Source organism: Barnesiella viscericola DSM 18177, assembly GCF_000512915.1.
GTDB lineage: Bacteria > Bacteroidota > Bacteroidia > Bacteroidales > Barnesiellaceae > Barnesiella > Barnesiella viscericola.
This window is the reverse complement of the sequence record NZ_CP007034.1, coordinates 984,810-998,029: the sequence shown is the minus strand read 5'-3', so window position 1 is coordinate 998,029 and position 13,220 is coordinate 984,810. Positions and strand designations below refer to the sequence as shown.

Annotated in this window: 13 protein-coding genes; 7 read left to right on the top strand and 6 right to left on the bottom strand. The window is 54.9% G+C overall.

Annotated elements, in window-relative coordinates; translation table 11 throughout:
• Positions 1-137: 137 nt before the first annotated feature.
• Positions 138-1,007 carry a hypothetical protein gene (locus tag BARVI_RS03975; protein WP_157232527.1) on the bottom strand — a complete coding sequence of 290 codons (870 nt, stop codon included), beginning with the start codon at positions 1,005-1,007 and terminating at the stop codon, positions 138-140.
• Positions 1,008-1,326: 319 nt separating this feature from the next.
• Here BARVI_RS03975 and tgt point away from each other — a divergent pair, with 319 nt between their 5' ends.
• From tgt to BARVI_RS03960, 3 genes are all read left to right on the top strand, one after another.
• Positions 1,327-2,457 (top strand): tRNA guanosine(34) transglycosylase Tgt, encoded by a 1,131-nt coding sequence (gene tgt, locus BARVI_RS03970; protein ID WP_025277980.1) that lies wholly within the window; start codon positions 1,327-1,329, stop codon positions 2,455-2,457.
• A gap of 11 nt (positions 2,458-2,468) precedes the next feature.
• Positions 2,469-3,545: an LptF/LptG family permease gene (locus BARVI_RS03965; RefSeq protein ID WP_025277979.1), complete on the top strand. Its 1,077-nt coding sequence runs from the start codon at positions 2,469-2,471 to the stop codon at positions 3,543-3,545.
• Positions 3,546-3,655: 110 nt separating this feature from the next.
• On the top strand, positions 3,656-4,147 hold the full coding sequence (locus BARVI_RS03960; RefSeq protein ID WP_025277978.1) for an RNA polymerase sigma factor: 492 nt from the start codon (positions 3,656-3,658) through the stop codon (positions 4,145-4,147).
• A 215-nt stretch (positions 4,148-4,362) separates the two neighbouring features.
• Here the strand turns inward: BARVI_RS03960 and BARVI_RS03955 are convergent, their stop codons facing one another.
• From BARVI_RS03955 to BARVI_RS03935, 5 genes are read right to left on the bottom strand one after another with little or no spacing between them, the layout of a single operon-like run.
• The gene (locus BARVI_RS03955; RefSeq protein ID WP_025277977.1) at positions 4,363-6,882 is read right to left on the bottom strand and encodes a TonB-dependent receptor domain-containing protein; all 2,520 of its coding nucleotides are present in this window, start codon (positions 6,880-6,882) and stop codon (positions 4,363-4,365) included.
• Between the two features lie 43 nt (positions 6,883-6,925).
• The gene (locus BARVI_RS03950) at positions 6,926-7,690 is read right to left on the bottom strand and encodes a hypothetical protein (protein WP_157232526.1); all 765 of its coding nucleotides are present in this window, start codon (positions 7,688-7,690) and stop codon (positions 6,926-6,928) included.
• On the bottom strand, positions 7,687-8,079 hold the full coding sequence (locus BARVI_RS03945) for a GntR family transcriptional regulator (protein WP_025277975.1): 393 nt from the start codon (positions 8,077-8,079) through the stop codon (positions 7,687-7,689). The genes BARVI_RS03950 and BARVI_RS03945 overlap by 4 nt, the downstream gene beginning before the upstream one ends.
• Before the next feature lie 2 nt (positions 8,080-8,081).
• Positions 8,082-8,954, bottom strand: coding sequence for a hypothetical protein (locus BARVI_RS03940; RefSeq protein ID WP_025277974.1), 873 nt, complete (start codon positions 8,952-8,954; stop codon positions 8,082-8,084).
• A 7-nt stretch (positions 8,955-8,961) separates the two neighbouring features.
• Positions 8,962-9,810 carry an ABC transporter ATP-binding protein gene (locus tag BARVI_RS03935; RefSeq protein ID WP_025277973.1) on the bottom strand — a complete coding sequence of 283 codons (849 nt, stop codon included), beginning with the start codon at positions 9,808-9,810 and terminating at the stop codon, positions 8,962-8,964.
• Between the two features lie 178 nt (positions 9,811-9,988).
• Between BARVI_RS03935 and BARVI_RS03930 the strand changes: the two genes are divergently transcribed.
• The 4 genes from BARVI_RS03930 to thiL all read left to right on the top strand — a co-directional run bounded on the left by BARVI_RS03930 (position 9,989) and on the right by thiL (position 13,006).
• Complete coding sequence (locus tag BARVI_RS03930) at positions 9,989-10,306, top strand: hypothetical protein (protein WP_025277972.1); 318 nt, start codon at positions 9,989-9,991, stop codon at positions 10,304-10,306.
• Between the two features lie 8 nt (positions 10,307-10,314).
• Positions 10,315-11,019, top strand: a complete 705-nt coding sequence (locus BARVI_RS03925; protein WP_084546979.1) for an OmpA family protein — start codon at positions 10,315-10,317, stop codon at positions 11,017-11,019.
• A gap of 66 nt (positions 11,020-11,085) precedes the next feature.
• Complete coding sequence (locus tag BARVI_RS03920) at positions 11,086-11,898, top strand: purine-nucleoside phosphorylase (RefSeq protein ID WP_025277970.1); 813 nt, start codon at positions 11,086-11,088, stop codon at positions 11,896-11,898.
• Between the two features lie 64 nt (positions 11,899-11,962).
• Entirely contained in the window at positions 11,963-13,006 is a 1,044-nt protein-coding gene (thiL, locus tag BARVI_RS03915; protein WP_025277969.1) for a thiamine-phosphate kinase, read from the top strand.
• Positions 13,007-13,220 lie beyond the last annotated feature (214 nt).

Sequence of the window (13,220 nt, the reverse complement as noted above, 5' to 3'; positions counted from 1 at the left end):
GCCGACTGGTAAGGCGGTCATTTGTAGCCGGTTCGGTGGCTGACAAAATGTCGCGGCTTTACTCCTTACAACAACCGGGGCGGAACGAAGGTTCGCAGGGTGGGGCAGGTAAGGGGGGAGGAGAGGGTGCGATGAGGTCACTCCCGGCATCGGGAGGCGATGGAGTCGGGGCGGGCAGCCGCCGCAGGGGTGGGGCGCACGGTCGAGTCGCCCGGCAAGGCAAGTGTGTCGAGGGGAATCTCGGGACGTTCTTTGCCCCACAACGGAGCCCTGAACTTGGGTTTCGAGGGGGCCACTATCGTGTCGTTTTCCAACAAGGTAGAGATAAGCACCGGGTTGGCGATTCGGCTCACCGGGACATTCCGTTTCTTCTCGATGCTCAGTTTGATAGAATCGGTCTCCTGCTTGGTGAGCAGGCGGTTGTCGTCGCCGAAGAGCGTCATCAGCACCATCTTGGTGCGCAGCGCCTGTTTCTTGCGTTTCCATTCGCGATAAAGCTCCACGGGGTCGATAATTCCCACATAGGCTATCCCAAGACCGAACGGCATGGTGTTGGGAGCCCCCATCATAAAGTTGTTGACCGGGTCGGGGCGGTCGTCCGAGAGGGGGCGCAGCAGATTGCGCATCAGGAACATCTCGCCCATGCGGGCAATCGTCTCGTCATGCAGGCTGGCGATACTGTCCTTCACGGCATGCAGCAAGATGACGTTCATCATAAACTCCGACGGGTTCTCGGGGAAGAGCGTCGAGGGTTTCATCACTTGCAGCGAAGCCTTCTCCAAATGGTCGTCGAGCCGACGTTGTATGAATTGGTCTTTGGGGGTAGAGGTAGGCATCTGTTCGGTGCGGGGCCACGACAGTTCACCCCCTTTGATTTCCAGTTCCGACCCGTTGCCCGGACGCATGGGAGGCGGCGCAGGCGACTCGGCCCACACCGCGACGGCGCAGGTCATGAAAAGTCCGCAAACCCATGGGCGCAGCAACTGTGTTGTTCGTGGATTCCGCATAACGGTTACAAAGATACCCGCAATTTGGAAACCGCCCGGCGATTCTCCCGAAAATTAACCGTTAATAATATTATAAAAACATTTAATCGATTCACCAAGCCGGGAACGATACCCCGTCTTTTCTCCTCCTTTTTCTCCCCGGCCGGTGGGGGCCGGCCGAAATTCGGCCGGGCAAAACCGAAATAAATTTGATTTTGCCCTTTGCTTGCACTATCTTTGTAGCCTGAAAAATTGCGACCTGTCTCGCTCGATGGGCGATACAGGTGGGGGCAGCTGCTTGCGGCGGCGCTCCCGAATACTCGAATTGGAACGACAGACGATGAATTTTGAGCTGATACATACCGATGAGCGTAGCCATGCCCGGGCCGGCGTAATCACGACCGACCACGGCACGATACTGACGCCTATCTTCATGCCCGTGGGCACGGTAGCGTCGGTCAAGGCTGTGCATCAGCGCGAGCTGCGCGACGACATCAAGGCCCAGATAATCCTGGGCAACACCTATCACCTGTACCTGCGCCCGGGCCTCGACATCTTGCACAAGGCCGGCGGGTTGCACAAGTTCAACGGGTGGGAGCGTCCCATTCTCACCGATAGTGGCGGCTTCCAGGTCTTCTCGCTGTCGGACCGTCGCAAGCTCACCGAAGAGGGGGCGCACTTCCGCTCGCACATCGACGGCTCGAAACACCTCTTCACGCCCGAGAATGTGGTGGATACGCAGCGCATCATCGGGTCGGACATCATGATGGCGCTCGACGAGTGTACCCCGGGCGATGCCGACTATGACTATGCCAAAAAGTCGCTGGCGCTGACTCGCCGCTGGCTCGACCGGGGGTGGAAGCACTTTTGCGAGACCGAGGGGCTGTATGGCTACCGGCAGACGTTTTTCCCCATCGTGCAGGGGTGTGTCTATCGCGACCTGCGCACCGAGGCGGCCAAGCATGTGGCCGACCTGGGGGCCGACGGCAATGCCATCGGCGGACTGGCCGTGGGTGAGCCTACCGAAAAGATGTACGAGATGATCGAAGTGGTCAACGACATTCTGCCGCAGGACAAGCCCCGCTACCTCATGGGGGTGGGTACCCCCGCCAATATCTTGGAGGGTATCGAGCGGGGTGTCGACATGTTTGACTGCGTGATGCCTACCCGCAACGGCCGCAACGGCATGCTCTTCACCCGCAACGGCATCATGAACATGCGCAACAAGAAATGGGCCGACGATTTCTCGCCCATCGACCCCGAGGGTACGTCGTATGTCGATACCTGTTACAGCAAGGCCTATCTGCGCCACCTCTTCATCAGCGAAGAGATTCTGGCCATGCAGATAGCCTCGATACACAACTTGGCATTTTATGTATGGCTCACACAGGAGGCCCGTCGTCAGATTCTGGCCGGCACGTTCAAGCCCTGGAAGGACGAGATGGTGCGCCGCGTGACCACACGGTTGTAAAGCATCGCACGATGAAGGTACTGAAAAAGATAGACATCTATATCATCAAGAAGTTTTTGGGAACATACTTCTTTGCCATAGCCCTTATCCTGGCTATCACGGTCATGTTCGACATCAACGAGAAGCTCGATTCGTTCCTCAAAGCTCCGCTGTCGGCCACGATATTCGACTATTTTTTCAATTTCCTGCCCTATTTTGCCAACCTGTTCAGCCCGCTGTTCACCTTTATCGCCGTCATCTTCTTCACCTCCAAGCTGGCCGACAATTCCGAGATTATCGCCATGTTGTCGAGCGGAATCAGTTTCAAGCGGCTCTTTGTGCCCTACATGATTTCGGCCGCCATTATCGCGGCCTTGAACCTTTATCTGAGCTGCTATGTCATTCCGCCCGCCAACGTGACCCGCATCGAGTACACCAATACCTACGTGAAGAACAAGCGGGTCGACTATGCCAGCAACATACAGTTGCAGGTCGAGCCGGGGGTCATCGCCTACATATCGCGCTACGACAACAGCAACAAGACCGGCTACCGCTTCTCGCTCGAAAAGTTTGACAAGAAGGTGCTGAAATCGCGACTCACCGCTCAGACCGTCAACTACGACTCGGCCTACCACTGGCGGGTCAACAACTACCTGATACGCAATTTCAACGGCATGCGCGAGGAGCTGGTGCGGGGTACGTCGCTCGACACCATCGTCCCCATCGAGCCCTCCGATTTCCTCATTTCGCAAAACGACAGCGAGATGATGACTACTCCCGAGTTGCGTCGCTACATCGCCCGGCAGAAGGAGCGGGGTGTGGCCAATATCAAGAATTTCGAGATTGAGTATGAACGGCGTTTCGCCATGGCCGCCGCCTCGTTTATCCTCACGGCCATCGGCATGTCGCTCTCTTCGCGCAAGGTGAAGGGGGGCATGGGTATCAACATCGGTATCGGGTTGTTGTTGAGCTTCTCCTACATCTTGTTCTCGACCGTCACCTCGACCTTTGCCGTGTCGGGAGCCACGTCACCCATGCTGGCCATGTGGATTCCCAACATCATCTATACGGTGATAGCCGTCGTGCTGTATAAGAAGGCTCCGAAATAGAATTTGATTCATTTCTTCTCGGGAGGAATAAAAATTGATATTTATACATTCGTTGTCGAAATAATATATTACTTTTACGCCTTTATTCGGTTAATGACTAAACACATATAATGAGTCAAGAAGATTTTGAGCAGCGCGTAGTGAGGCTACAAGGTGCTCTGTTGGGCTTTGCCCGGAGTCTCACTCGCAATGACGACGATGCCAAAGACCTGTTGCAGGAAACATCGCTGAAAGCTCTGGTGAGTAAAGAGATGTACCGGGAGTCCGGAAATATCAAGAACTGGCTGTGCACCATCATGTTCAACCTTTTTGTGAACTGCCATCGCAGTGCCTCTCGTCGGCAATCCCTTTCGATTGACTTCCAAATTCCCGAGGACGAAACTTTCTGCGAAATCGATACCGAGTGTTCCTTTTCCGCTACCGATATAGAGCGCATCATGAGTCTCCTGCCGCCCGATAGCCGCACCCTGTTCGAACTTTATCTTCAAGGCTATCACTACGACGAGATTGCCCGCAGCCAGGGCCTGCCGTTGGGTACGGTCAAGACCCGGATATTCCGTATCAAGCAAGAATTAAGAGCCTATAAGAAACAGATTGTTTAATCGATTGTCTGTTGCCGGAATCGGCCCCGAAATCGCGATGGAACCAGTTTGGTTCTCCCCGGTTTATCGGGAATGCTCCCTCTACCTTTCCAACGCTATTTTCTCCCTTCCCCCGATGAAAAAGAAAAAAAGAGTAAGCCCGCATCTCTTCGCAGGGATACGGGCTTGTAGGTGTATTAAATCAAAAGAGTTTTGAATAAGTAGAGTTTACATGTTTACATGCCTCCGCCCGAGCCTCCGCTCATGCTGCCGGCGGCGCCGCTACCGGCACCGCTGCCGCCGCTTTTGAGGTCGTCGTTGTTGATACTGCGGCGGGCCTTCTTCACCGAGTTTTTCATCTGTCCGAACGAGTAGGTTATACCCAGCCGCACATACTGGCAGGGGTTGTAGTTGTAGCTGTCGATGCGGTAGTCGTCGTTCTTGATGTGCATGACAAACTTACGCTCTTTCGAGAAGGGGTCGCTGGCCGAGAGGGTCAGCTGCAACCGCTTGTTGAAGAACGACTGGCTCACGCTGAACCCGCAGAAGGCAAAGGGAGCCGTGGTTCCCACCAGCATGCGGAATCCCGAGTAGTAACCCAGGTTGGCACTGATGGCACCGTCTTTCCAGGCATTCCAGCGGGCACCCAGGAAACCGTTGTAGTCCCACCCCTTGTTGGAGTATCCGGCCTGTTTTGAACTGTAATCGCCGTATCCGCCCGAGAGGTTGGTATAGAGGTTGAGCGTGGGCAGCACGTTGCCCGAGAAGAATACGTTCAGTTTGCACTCGCGGGCCCGCCCTATGTTGTCGTAGGTGACGTTGGCGATACCGTTCTCGTCCATGAAGATGGTCTGCTCGATACCGTTGTTCTGCACGCGGCCGTTCAGTTCGGCGGCCAGGCTCATGCCCGTGGCAGTGAAGAGGGTATATCCCAGCGAGAAGGTGTGCGAAATCTCGGAGTCGAGGTTGGGGTTACCGTAGGTCACCTGCATGGGGGTGGAGGTATCTTTGAAGGGGTTGAGCTGCCAGATGCCCGGGCGGCTGAGCCGCTGCGTGTAGGAGAGCTTGACGGTCTGCATCTCGCGAGGCTGCCACGAGAGGGTCACATAGGGCACCACGTTGAAGAAGTCGTTGTCAAATCGGGTCTCTTGTGTTCCTCCCTCGGCGTCGTGGTTGGTGGTGCGGCCGTCGTTCCAGGTCGATTCGAGTCGGGCACCTACCTTGCCGCTCCATTTCTTGATTTTCAATACATAGCCGGCATAGAGCCCCAGAATGTGTTGCGTGTAGTCGAGGTCGTTGACCGGCAGCAGCACATCGTTCCAGGTATCGGTAGGTTCGTCCCACAGACTTTGGGTGCGGTCGCCGTCGCTCACGTTGCAGCGCATGATATACTTGGCCCCGGCCTCGATCTGGTGCATCTCGGTGAGGGGGTCGAAGTAGTCGATTTGTACGGTCTGTTCGGTACCGTGAGCCTTGTTCTTGCTGCGTTCGATGTAGCTGTTCCAGTTGATGAGGCCATTGCTTTCGGTGGTATAGTCCGAGTTGTTGGGGTTGTATTCAAACTGGTATGAAGCCGTGAGCGTGCGGTCTTTCTTGGCAAACGAGCGCTGGTAGTCGAGCGTACCCGACACCGAGCCGTAGTCGCTGCTCGAGCGGGTGAGCGACTGGTATTGACTGCTGATGTCATTGGCCCGGGTGTAGGAGGTGTAGTCGAAATTGGCGTTGGACTTGTTGTTGCCCAGCCAGCCGAAGGCCGAGAAGCTGATGAGGTTGAGGGTGTCGATTTCGTAGCTGGCCTCGATCGAGAGGTTGTGGCCGAGACCCTCGAAGCGCGATTTGCCGTAAACGTTCGAGTGGTTGAACTCGTCGCTGCCGTAGGTCTCGGTGAAGGTTTTCGAGTGACCTCCGTGACCGTTGGTGTAGCGGTTGCCCGAGTAGCGGCCCGAGAAGGCAAACTTGCCGATCTGCGAGGAGAGGTAGACGTTGCCGCCGAATCCGCCTCGGTTGTCGGCGTTGGCCCCCACGCTGCCCACTATGCCGTTGGAGTCGCGGCGCGACACGGTGACGATGTTGATGATACCGCCCACGCCCTCGGCCTCGTATTTCGACGAGGGGTTGGTGATGACCTCTATATTCTTGATCGAACTGGCCGGCATGCTTTTGAGCACCTCTTTGAGGTTGTCGCCCGACATGATGGCCGAGCTCTTGCCGTTGAGCAGCACCTTGTAGTTGCTCTGCCCGTTGAGGCGAATGTTCTCCTCGGCATCGACGGTAATCATGGGTACCTTGCGCAGCATGTCGAGGGCGTTGTTGCTCGTGGCCTCGGGGTCGGCCTCCATGTCGTAGGTAATCTTGTCGATGTCGCTCTTGATGAGGGGGCGTTGGGCCACGACGGTCACCTCCGACAGTTCGGTCCCCTCGGTGAGGGTGAGGTCGCCCAGATTCTGGGTGCGTTCGCCCGGTTCGACGGCTATCTCGACGCGTCGGGTCGTATAGCCGACCGACGAGATGACCAGCGTATAGAGGTTGCCCGCTGCGGCTGTGACGGTGAAGCGTCCGTTCACGTCCGAGGCCACTCGGGACAGCACTTTGCCGTCGCTGTTTTCCACCCCCACGGTCACGAAGGGGATAGCCTCTTGGCGTATCGAATCGGTCACGGTGCCGCTTATTTTGCAATCGACCGCAGCGGCTTCGGCCTTAAAAAATGCCGAGAGTAAGACTCCCAGTAAAATACCCAGTTTGAAAACGATTTTCATCTGTTCGTAGTCAATTAGATGGTGATGAATTGTTCTGTCCGTTCTATTCCTTATCTTCTTTGTCGTCGGTATATTTCACGCCGATACCGAAATTCACGGCGGCGACACTGTCGTTGCCGATAGTTTTCGACAGATTGAACTCTATGAGGTCGGTAGAGCCCGTGACCCCGATGTTGTTGCCTTCGAGCAACAAGGTGTCGAGCGCCTTGGGGAGGAAGGCGGTGCCGATGTTGTTGTTCGACAGGCTCAGCGAACACTTATCGTTGAGGTATGCAAATAGTGTGCCGATATTGCTCAATGTACAACTGATTCCACTGTGGCCGATACTGTCTTGCACGACCATCATACCCACGTTCGATTTCTTTACTACTACGTCGCCCTGCGACTGGATAATCAGTCTGTCGAAATTGCCTCCCGAGAAAAAGAGCGTGACGTTGGGGTTGTGGTTCTCGACGATGAGTCGGGTATCGTGGTCGTAGTTGAGAAACTGGTTATGGAACCACGATTGGTCGGTGATGTGCAGGGTGTCGCCCGTGTAGTTCTCGCCGTTGGCAAAGACGACGCCCTGCCGGGAATCTTTCTGGTTGCGGGTCGAGATGTAGATGATGGCACTTACCGAATCGTTGTCGATATCGTCGATAACGAGGTAACGCATGGGAGCGTCGGAATTTTCATTATAGTCCAGCAACTCTTTCAGACTCTTCAATTTTGTTTCGGGTGAGAGGTTGCTGATGATTTTGATGGCGATGATGGGGGCGAATATCATCACGGCCAAAACGATTAACAGGACTATGGTTGAGCGTTTCATGAGGCTTGGTTTGAGGGGTTTGACGTGAGGTTTTCGATAAATTCCCGGTACATGGAGTCGATTTCGTCCATGGGGATATGCAGGGTGTAGAGCTGCATGAAGAAACGGGGCAGTTCGTTTTTGAGGAATTCGTTGCGCCGGTATTCCCGAATCTTTATCTTGGCGTCGGGCGCGACGAAGAATCCGATACCCCGCTTGTTGAAGATTATGCTTTGGGTCTGCAAAAATTCATAGGAACGCATCACCGTGTTGGCGTTTACCTCCACGAGGGCCGCGTATTCACGCACCGAGGGTATGCGGGCCCCTGTGGCATAGTGGCCCAGCAGTATCTCGTCGCTGATGCGTTCGGCGATTTGCAGGTAGATGGTTTGGTTCTCTTTGAATTGCATGCTTATCGTTTGGTTTCGTTGATTTCAAGTTCTTTCATACGCATGTAGCCGATATATCCAAACAGCAGATACTCTACGGTACTGACACCGTTGATCAACCACATGAAGGAGGTCGCGTCGAAGTTGTCGAAGTAATTACCTACGACCAGATAGGTAAACATCGACTCCAACTCCTCTTTGCCCAGCAGGGTGGTGTAGAAGAAGATGACGATGATTCCCAGCAGGAAGAGGGCGGCGATGGTTTTGAGAAAACTGTTTTTCTGCCAAAGCGTGGCTCCCAGGGTGAAGGTAACGATAATGTTGATCGTGTAGTTCACCAGGGAAGAGACGTTGTACAGGTTCCCTTCCCAGAAGGAGAGCATGCCTTGCAGCGGGGTGCCCGGGTTGAAGGGCTCGTTGCGTATGGCCGACGAGAAAACCTCCGAGACATATTGGGCTACGAGAATAGCGGCAAAGAAGAGAATGGGGTAGAGTACCACGGTCCACAGCAGGTGAGCGATGTATTTCTCGGCCGTCGAGGCGGGTACCGCTAGGTAGAGCACCCGTTTGGAGCGCACTCCTATCTGGTCGGCCAGGCTCGAAGCGCTTTTGGCGATATAGACGAAGAAACCCAGCCAGATGATTATCTGTATCCCGGTCGAGGCAATCGAGGGGGTTGACCCCTCTTCATCGGTGTGGTGGAAGAGAAACATCAGCAGGGTGTATATCCCTGCCAGGGCGAGGAATTGGAGAGTGAGTCCCCGTTTCCATTCGTGTATCTGTTTGGAGCAGTAGAGGCCGAAACGTCTCGGGTTGAAGAGGTTGGAGACCGTCTTTTGCGGCGCCGCCGTTACGGTGGCTTGTTGGGTATTGTTGTTTATTTCATATTCGTTCATGGTCGTGTCATTTTACAGGGTTGGCAAATAGGCGTTCGATCTCCGTCGGGTTTTCGATGGCGTAGTTGAAGAGCATCTCGATGTCGAGCGGCGACTCCTCGCCTGTGGGGTTGGGCAGTATGGCGCTGTACCCCGCGATGGTCGAGACCGAGTAGAGAGCCCCCTCAATGTCGTCCTCGCCGGCCCCCTTGACAAAGCGCAGGCGCGAGGTGATGGTGGTCGTGTCGCTGTCGAGCAGGAGGCGCCCCCCGTCGAGAATGTCGATGCGGTCGATCATGTTTTCGAGGTCGCGCACCTGGTGAGTCGAGATGACGATGCTCTTCTGCTCGGTCATACCCGAGGCGATGACCTTGCGGAACTGGCTCTTCGAGGGAATGTCCATGCCGTTGGTCGGCTCGTCCATGAGCAGCAGCGGAGTGTTGGTGGCCAGGGCGAAGCTCACCAGATATTTCTTTTTCTGTCCCATCGAAGTCTTGGCCAGATTCTTGACCGGCTCCAACTCGAAATCGGTCAGGTATCGGTCGAACTGCTCGCGGTCGAAACAGGGATAGAACACGCTGTTGCGGCGCACATAGGCATCGACCGAGATAGCGGGCAGGTCGAACTCCTCGGGCACGAGAAAAATCTTTTCGAGTGTCTCGGGGCGACGACGTCGCACCTCCACACCGTCGAGCGTGATGTGTCCCTTGTGGGGAAACATCAGTCCGCTCATCATATAGAGCAGGGTCGACTTGCCTATGCCGTTCTTGCCCAGCAGGCCGTAGACCGACCCCGGGTGTATCGTCAGGTTGATGCCCTCGAATATGGGAGCCTTCTTTTTGTGATAGCTAAATACAAGATTGTCAATCTGTAACATACTATTTTGGGTTAGAGTTGTTTTGCTGTTATGGTGTATTAGTTTAATAGTACACTACAAATGTAGAGAAACTTTTCGGAATAGCAACAAAAAAACTTATTTTTTTTAGGCCGATTTGCAAAAGCCAGTTAGGATTTGTATTTTTACCCAATCAATAAACCTTATAAAAATAGATGAGATGAGCCAAAACGACGATTTGTTTACCTACGACGAAGACGACGCCGTGAAATATATACAGAATGTGTTGCCCCAGGAGTTGAAGGAGAAATATAGCCACGACGACATTGTTTACATTACCGACGTGGTGTATGACTACTACGAGCAGAAGGGGCTCTTCGACGACCGTGACGACGAGGAGGTCGAGATTGACGAGGACGACATCATTGCCTATGCCCGCAAGTGCGCCCACAAGGACGGCATGAAGATCGACGACGAGGACATGCCTTTCCTGGTACGGGGTGAGTTGGATTACGAAGAGTCGTTGGGCGTATTTTAAGGAGGGGCATGATGAACAGGAAAGCAGGAATGGTTCTGTTGTTGGGGGTCGCATCGATTCTCCCCGCCGGAGTAGCTGCGCAGAATATCTTTCAGAAGGCAGCCAACACGATTTCGTCGTGGTTCTCGACCGGCGATAAGAAGGACGAGGCTACCGCTACCGAACACATTGATATTACCAAACTGACTCTCGACGAGAACCTCTCGATACCCGAGCTCGATAATAAGGAGGCCCGCAAGATACGCGCCGCACAGTCGCGCGAAATGAAGCGACTGCGCAAGGCCCGCCTCACCGATTTGAAACTGGTGCGCAACTACGAGGTAATCAAGGCCACGCTGGCCGCCTCGAACCTCTTCTTGCCCAACGATACGATGTTGAGCGACAAGGCCGACATCTTTTTGCGCCCCTTCCTGAGCGACCTGCGTATTCCCGACTACTATCATGTGATGGTGGTCATGCACAGCGACGATACCGGCTCCGAGTCGTATTGCCTCGACCTCACCCGGGCCCGGGCGCATGCCGTGCGCAACTGGTTCGCCAGTCATGGCGGCAACACCGACTGCATGGTGCTGTACGAGGCCGGTCCCTTTGCCCCCGTTGCCTCGAATGCTACGATGGAAGGGCGGGCCAGGAACCGGCGTCTCGACATCTATCTGATTCCGGGAGAGAAGATGATCGACATGGCCCGTCGCGGACAACTCGACAAGCGCTGACTGCTACTCTCGTAGCCGCTGGGTCGTCGAGTCTGGTAAGGATTTAATAATTAAAATAGAAATACAATGATTGAGCAAATTAAAGAAACCGCTGCCTACATTGCCTCGAAAGTGCAGGTATTGCCCAAAACCGCTATCATCTTGGGTACCGGGTTGGGCGAGTTGGTAAACCACATTACCGATAAGACTGAGATTCCCTATACCGAAATTCCCCACTTCCCCGTGTCGACCGTCGAGGGGCATCAGGGCAAACTCATCTTCGGTAAACTGGGCAAGAAAGATGTGATGGCCATGCAGGGCCGCTTCCACTATTACGAGGGGTACGACATGAAGCAGGTTACCTTCCCCGTGCGGGTGATGAAGGAGCTGGGCATCGAGCACCTCTTCGTCTCCAATGCGGCCGGCGGCATGAATCCCGACTTTGCCATCGGCGATATCATGATTATCCGCGACCACATCAACCTCTTCCCCGAACATCCGCTGCACGGGCGCAACCACAACGAACTGGGCGTGCGCTTCCCCGATATGAGCGAGGCCTATTCGCACCGTCTCATTGCCAAGGCACTCGAAATTGCCGAGAAGAACCACATCAAGGTACAGCAGGGTGTCTATGTGGGCACACAAGGTCCCACGTTCGAGACGCCGGCCGAGTATCGCTACTTCCGCATCATCGGCGGTGATGCCGTGGGTATGAGCACCGTGCCCGAGGTTATCGTGGCCCGTCATGCCGGCATCGAGGTATTCGCCGTGTCGGTCATCACCGACCTGGGTGTGGAGGGCATCGTCGAGAAATGTTCGCACGAGGAGGTACAGAAGGCCGCTGCCGCCGCACAGCCCAAGATGACCTTCATCATGAAAGAACTGGTAGAACAATTTTAATCCCCAACCGTTAAAAAACAAGACAAAGCCCATGACTCTCGTGGGCTTTGCCGCTATACAAACTATGGAAGAAGAAAAACGTACCGAAATAGCTTCGCTGGGCGAATTTGGCCTGATCGACCACCTCACGAAGCAGATACAACTCAAAAACCCCTCGTCGCTGAAAGGGGTGGGCGACGATGCCGCCGTGCTCGACTACTCGGGCAAACGCGTACTCGTTACCACCGACCTGTTGCTCGAAGGGGTACATTTCGACCTCACCTACGTACCCTTGAAACATCTGGGCTACAAATCGGCCGTGGTCAATTTCTCCGATATCTACGCCATGAACGGAACCCCGCGGCAGATCACCGTCTCGCTGGGTGTGTCGAAGCGCTTCTCGGTCGAGAACCTCGAAGCCCTCTATGCCGGCATACAACTTGCCTGCGACATCTACGGCGTCGACCTCGTGGGGGGCGATACCTCGGCCTCGATGACCGGACTCACCATCAGCATCACCTGTATCGGCGAGGGCGACCCCGATAAAATCGTTTATCGCAACGGTGCCCGCGAGAACGACCTCATCTGCGTGAGCGGCGACCTGGGTGCCGCCTACATGGGGCTGCAACTGCTCGAACGCGAGAAACGCATCTTTGCCGGCGAAACCGAGTTCAAACCCGCCTTCGAAGGACACGAATACCTGCTCGAACGCCAACTGAAACCCGAAGCCCGCAAAGATATCGTGGCCGAACTCGACAAGGCCGGAATCGTACCCACCGCCATGATGGACATCTCCGACGGCCTCTCCTCCGAACTGTTGCACATCTGTTCGCAGAGCCATGCCGGGTGCCGCATCTACGAAGAGCGCATACCCATCGATTACCAGACAGCCGCCATGGCCGAGGAGTTCAACATGAACCTCGTCACCGCTGCCCTCAACGGAGGCGAAGACTACGAACTGCTCTTTACCGTGCCCCTCGAAAAGCACGACACCGTCGCCGCCATACCCGGCATTCGGGTTATCGGCCACATCACCAAGCCCGATTTGGGCTGTTGCATGATTACCCGCGACGGAGCCGAAATCACCCTGCGGGCACAAGGCTGGAACTCCCTTGCCGAAGAGGAGTAGGGGCAATAAGCACCTCTCACCGAAAATAACCTTTTCCCCGAAGCCCTTGCCGCACACCGGTACATCGCTTCGGGGAAAATCGTATCTTGACAAGATTGGCTTAATGTGTTGGTATCGTAGAGGTTAAGACCTTGATAGCGTATTTTCAGATAGAAAAAGCGACCGAATATTTGGTAAATTCAAACCAATCCATTACCTTTGCACACGCAAAAAC

What these genes read in the sequence shown, in the direction of transcription:
- BARVI_RS03955 (WP_025277977.1), bottom strand. Translation starts at nt 6,882, where the DNA reads ATGAAAATCGTTTTCAAACTGGGTATTTTACTGGGAGTCTTACTCTCG.
- thiL (WP_025277969.1), top strand. Translation starts at nt 11,963, where the DNA reads ATGGAAGAAGAAAAACGTACCGAAATAGCTTCGCTGGGCGAATTTGGC.
- BARVI_RS03920 (WP_025277970.1), top strand. Translation starts at nt 11,086, where the DNA reads ATGATTGAGCAAATTAAAGAAACCGCTGCCTACATTGCCTCGAAAGTG.
- BARVI_RS03950 (WP_157232526.1), bottom strand. Translation starts at nt 7,690, where the DNA reads ATGAAACGCTCAACCATAGTCCTGTTAATCGTTTTGGCCGTGATGATA.
- BARVI_RS03965 (WP_025277979.1), top strand. Translation starts at nt 2,469, where the DNA reads ATGAAGGTACTGAAAAAGATAGACATCTATATCATCAAGAAGTTTTTG.
- BARVI_RS03940 (WP_025277974.1), bottom strand. Translation starts at nt 8,954, where the DNA reads ATGAACGAATATGAAATAAACAACAATACCCAACAAGCCACCGTAACG.
- BARVI_RS03935 (WP_025277973.1), bottom strand. Translation starts at nt 9,810, where the DNA reads ATGTTACAGATTGACAATCTTGTATTTAGCTATCACAAAAAGAAGGCT.
- BARVI_RS03945 (WP_025277975.1), bottom strand. Translation starts at nt 8,079, where the DNA reads ATGCAATTCAAAGAGAACCAAACCATCTACCTGCAAATCGCCGAACGC.
- BARVI_RS03960 (WP_025277978.1), top strand. Translation starts at nt 3,656, where the DNA reads ATGAGTCAAGAAGATTTTGAGCAGCGCGTAGTGAGGCTACAAGGTGCT.
- BARVI_RS03930 (WP_025277972.1), top strand. Translation starts at nt 9,989, where the DNA reads ATGAGCCAAAACGACGATTTGTTTACCTACGACGAAGACGACGCCGTG.
- tgt (WP_025277980.1), top strand. Translation starts at nt 1,327, where the DNA reads ATGAATTTTGAGCTGATACATACCGATGAGCGTAGCCATGCCCGGGCC.
- BARVI_RS03925 (WP_084546979.1), top strand. Translation starts at nt 10,315, where the DNA reads ATGATGAACAGGAAAGCAGGAATGGTTCTGTTGTTGGGGGTCGCATCG.
- BARVI_RS03975 (WP_157232527.1), bottom strand. Translation starts at nt 1,007, where the DNA reads ATGCGGAATCCACGAACAACACAGTTGCTGCGCCCATGGGTTTGCGGA.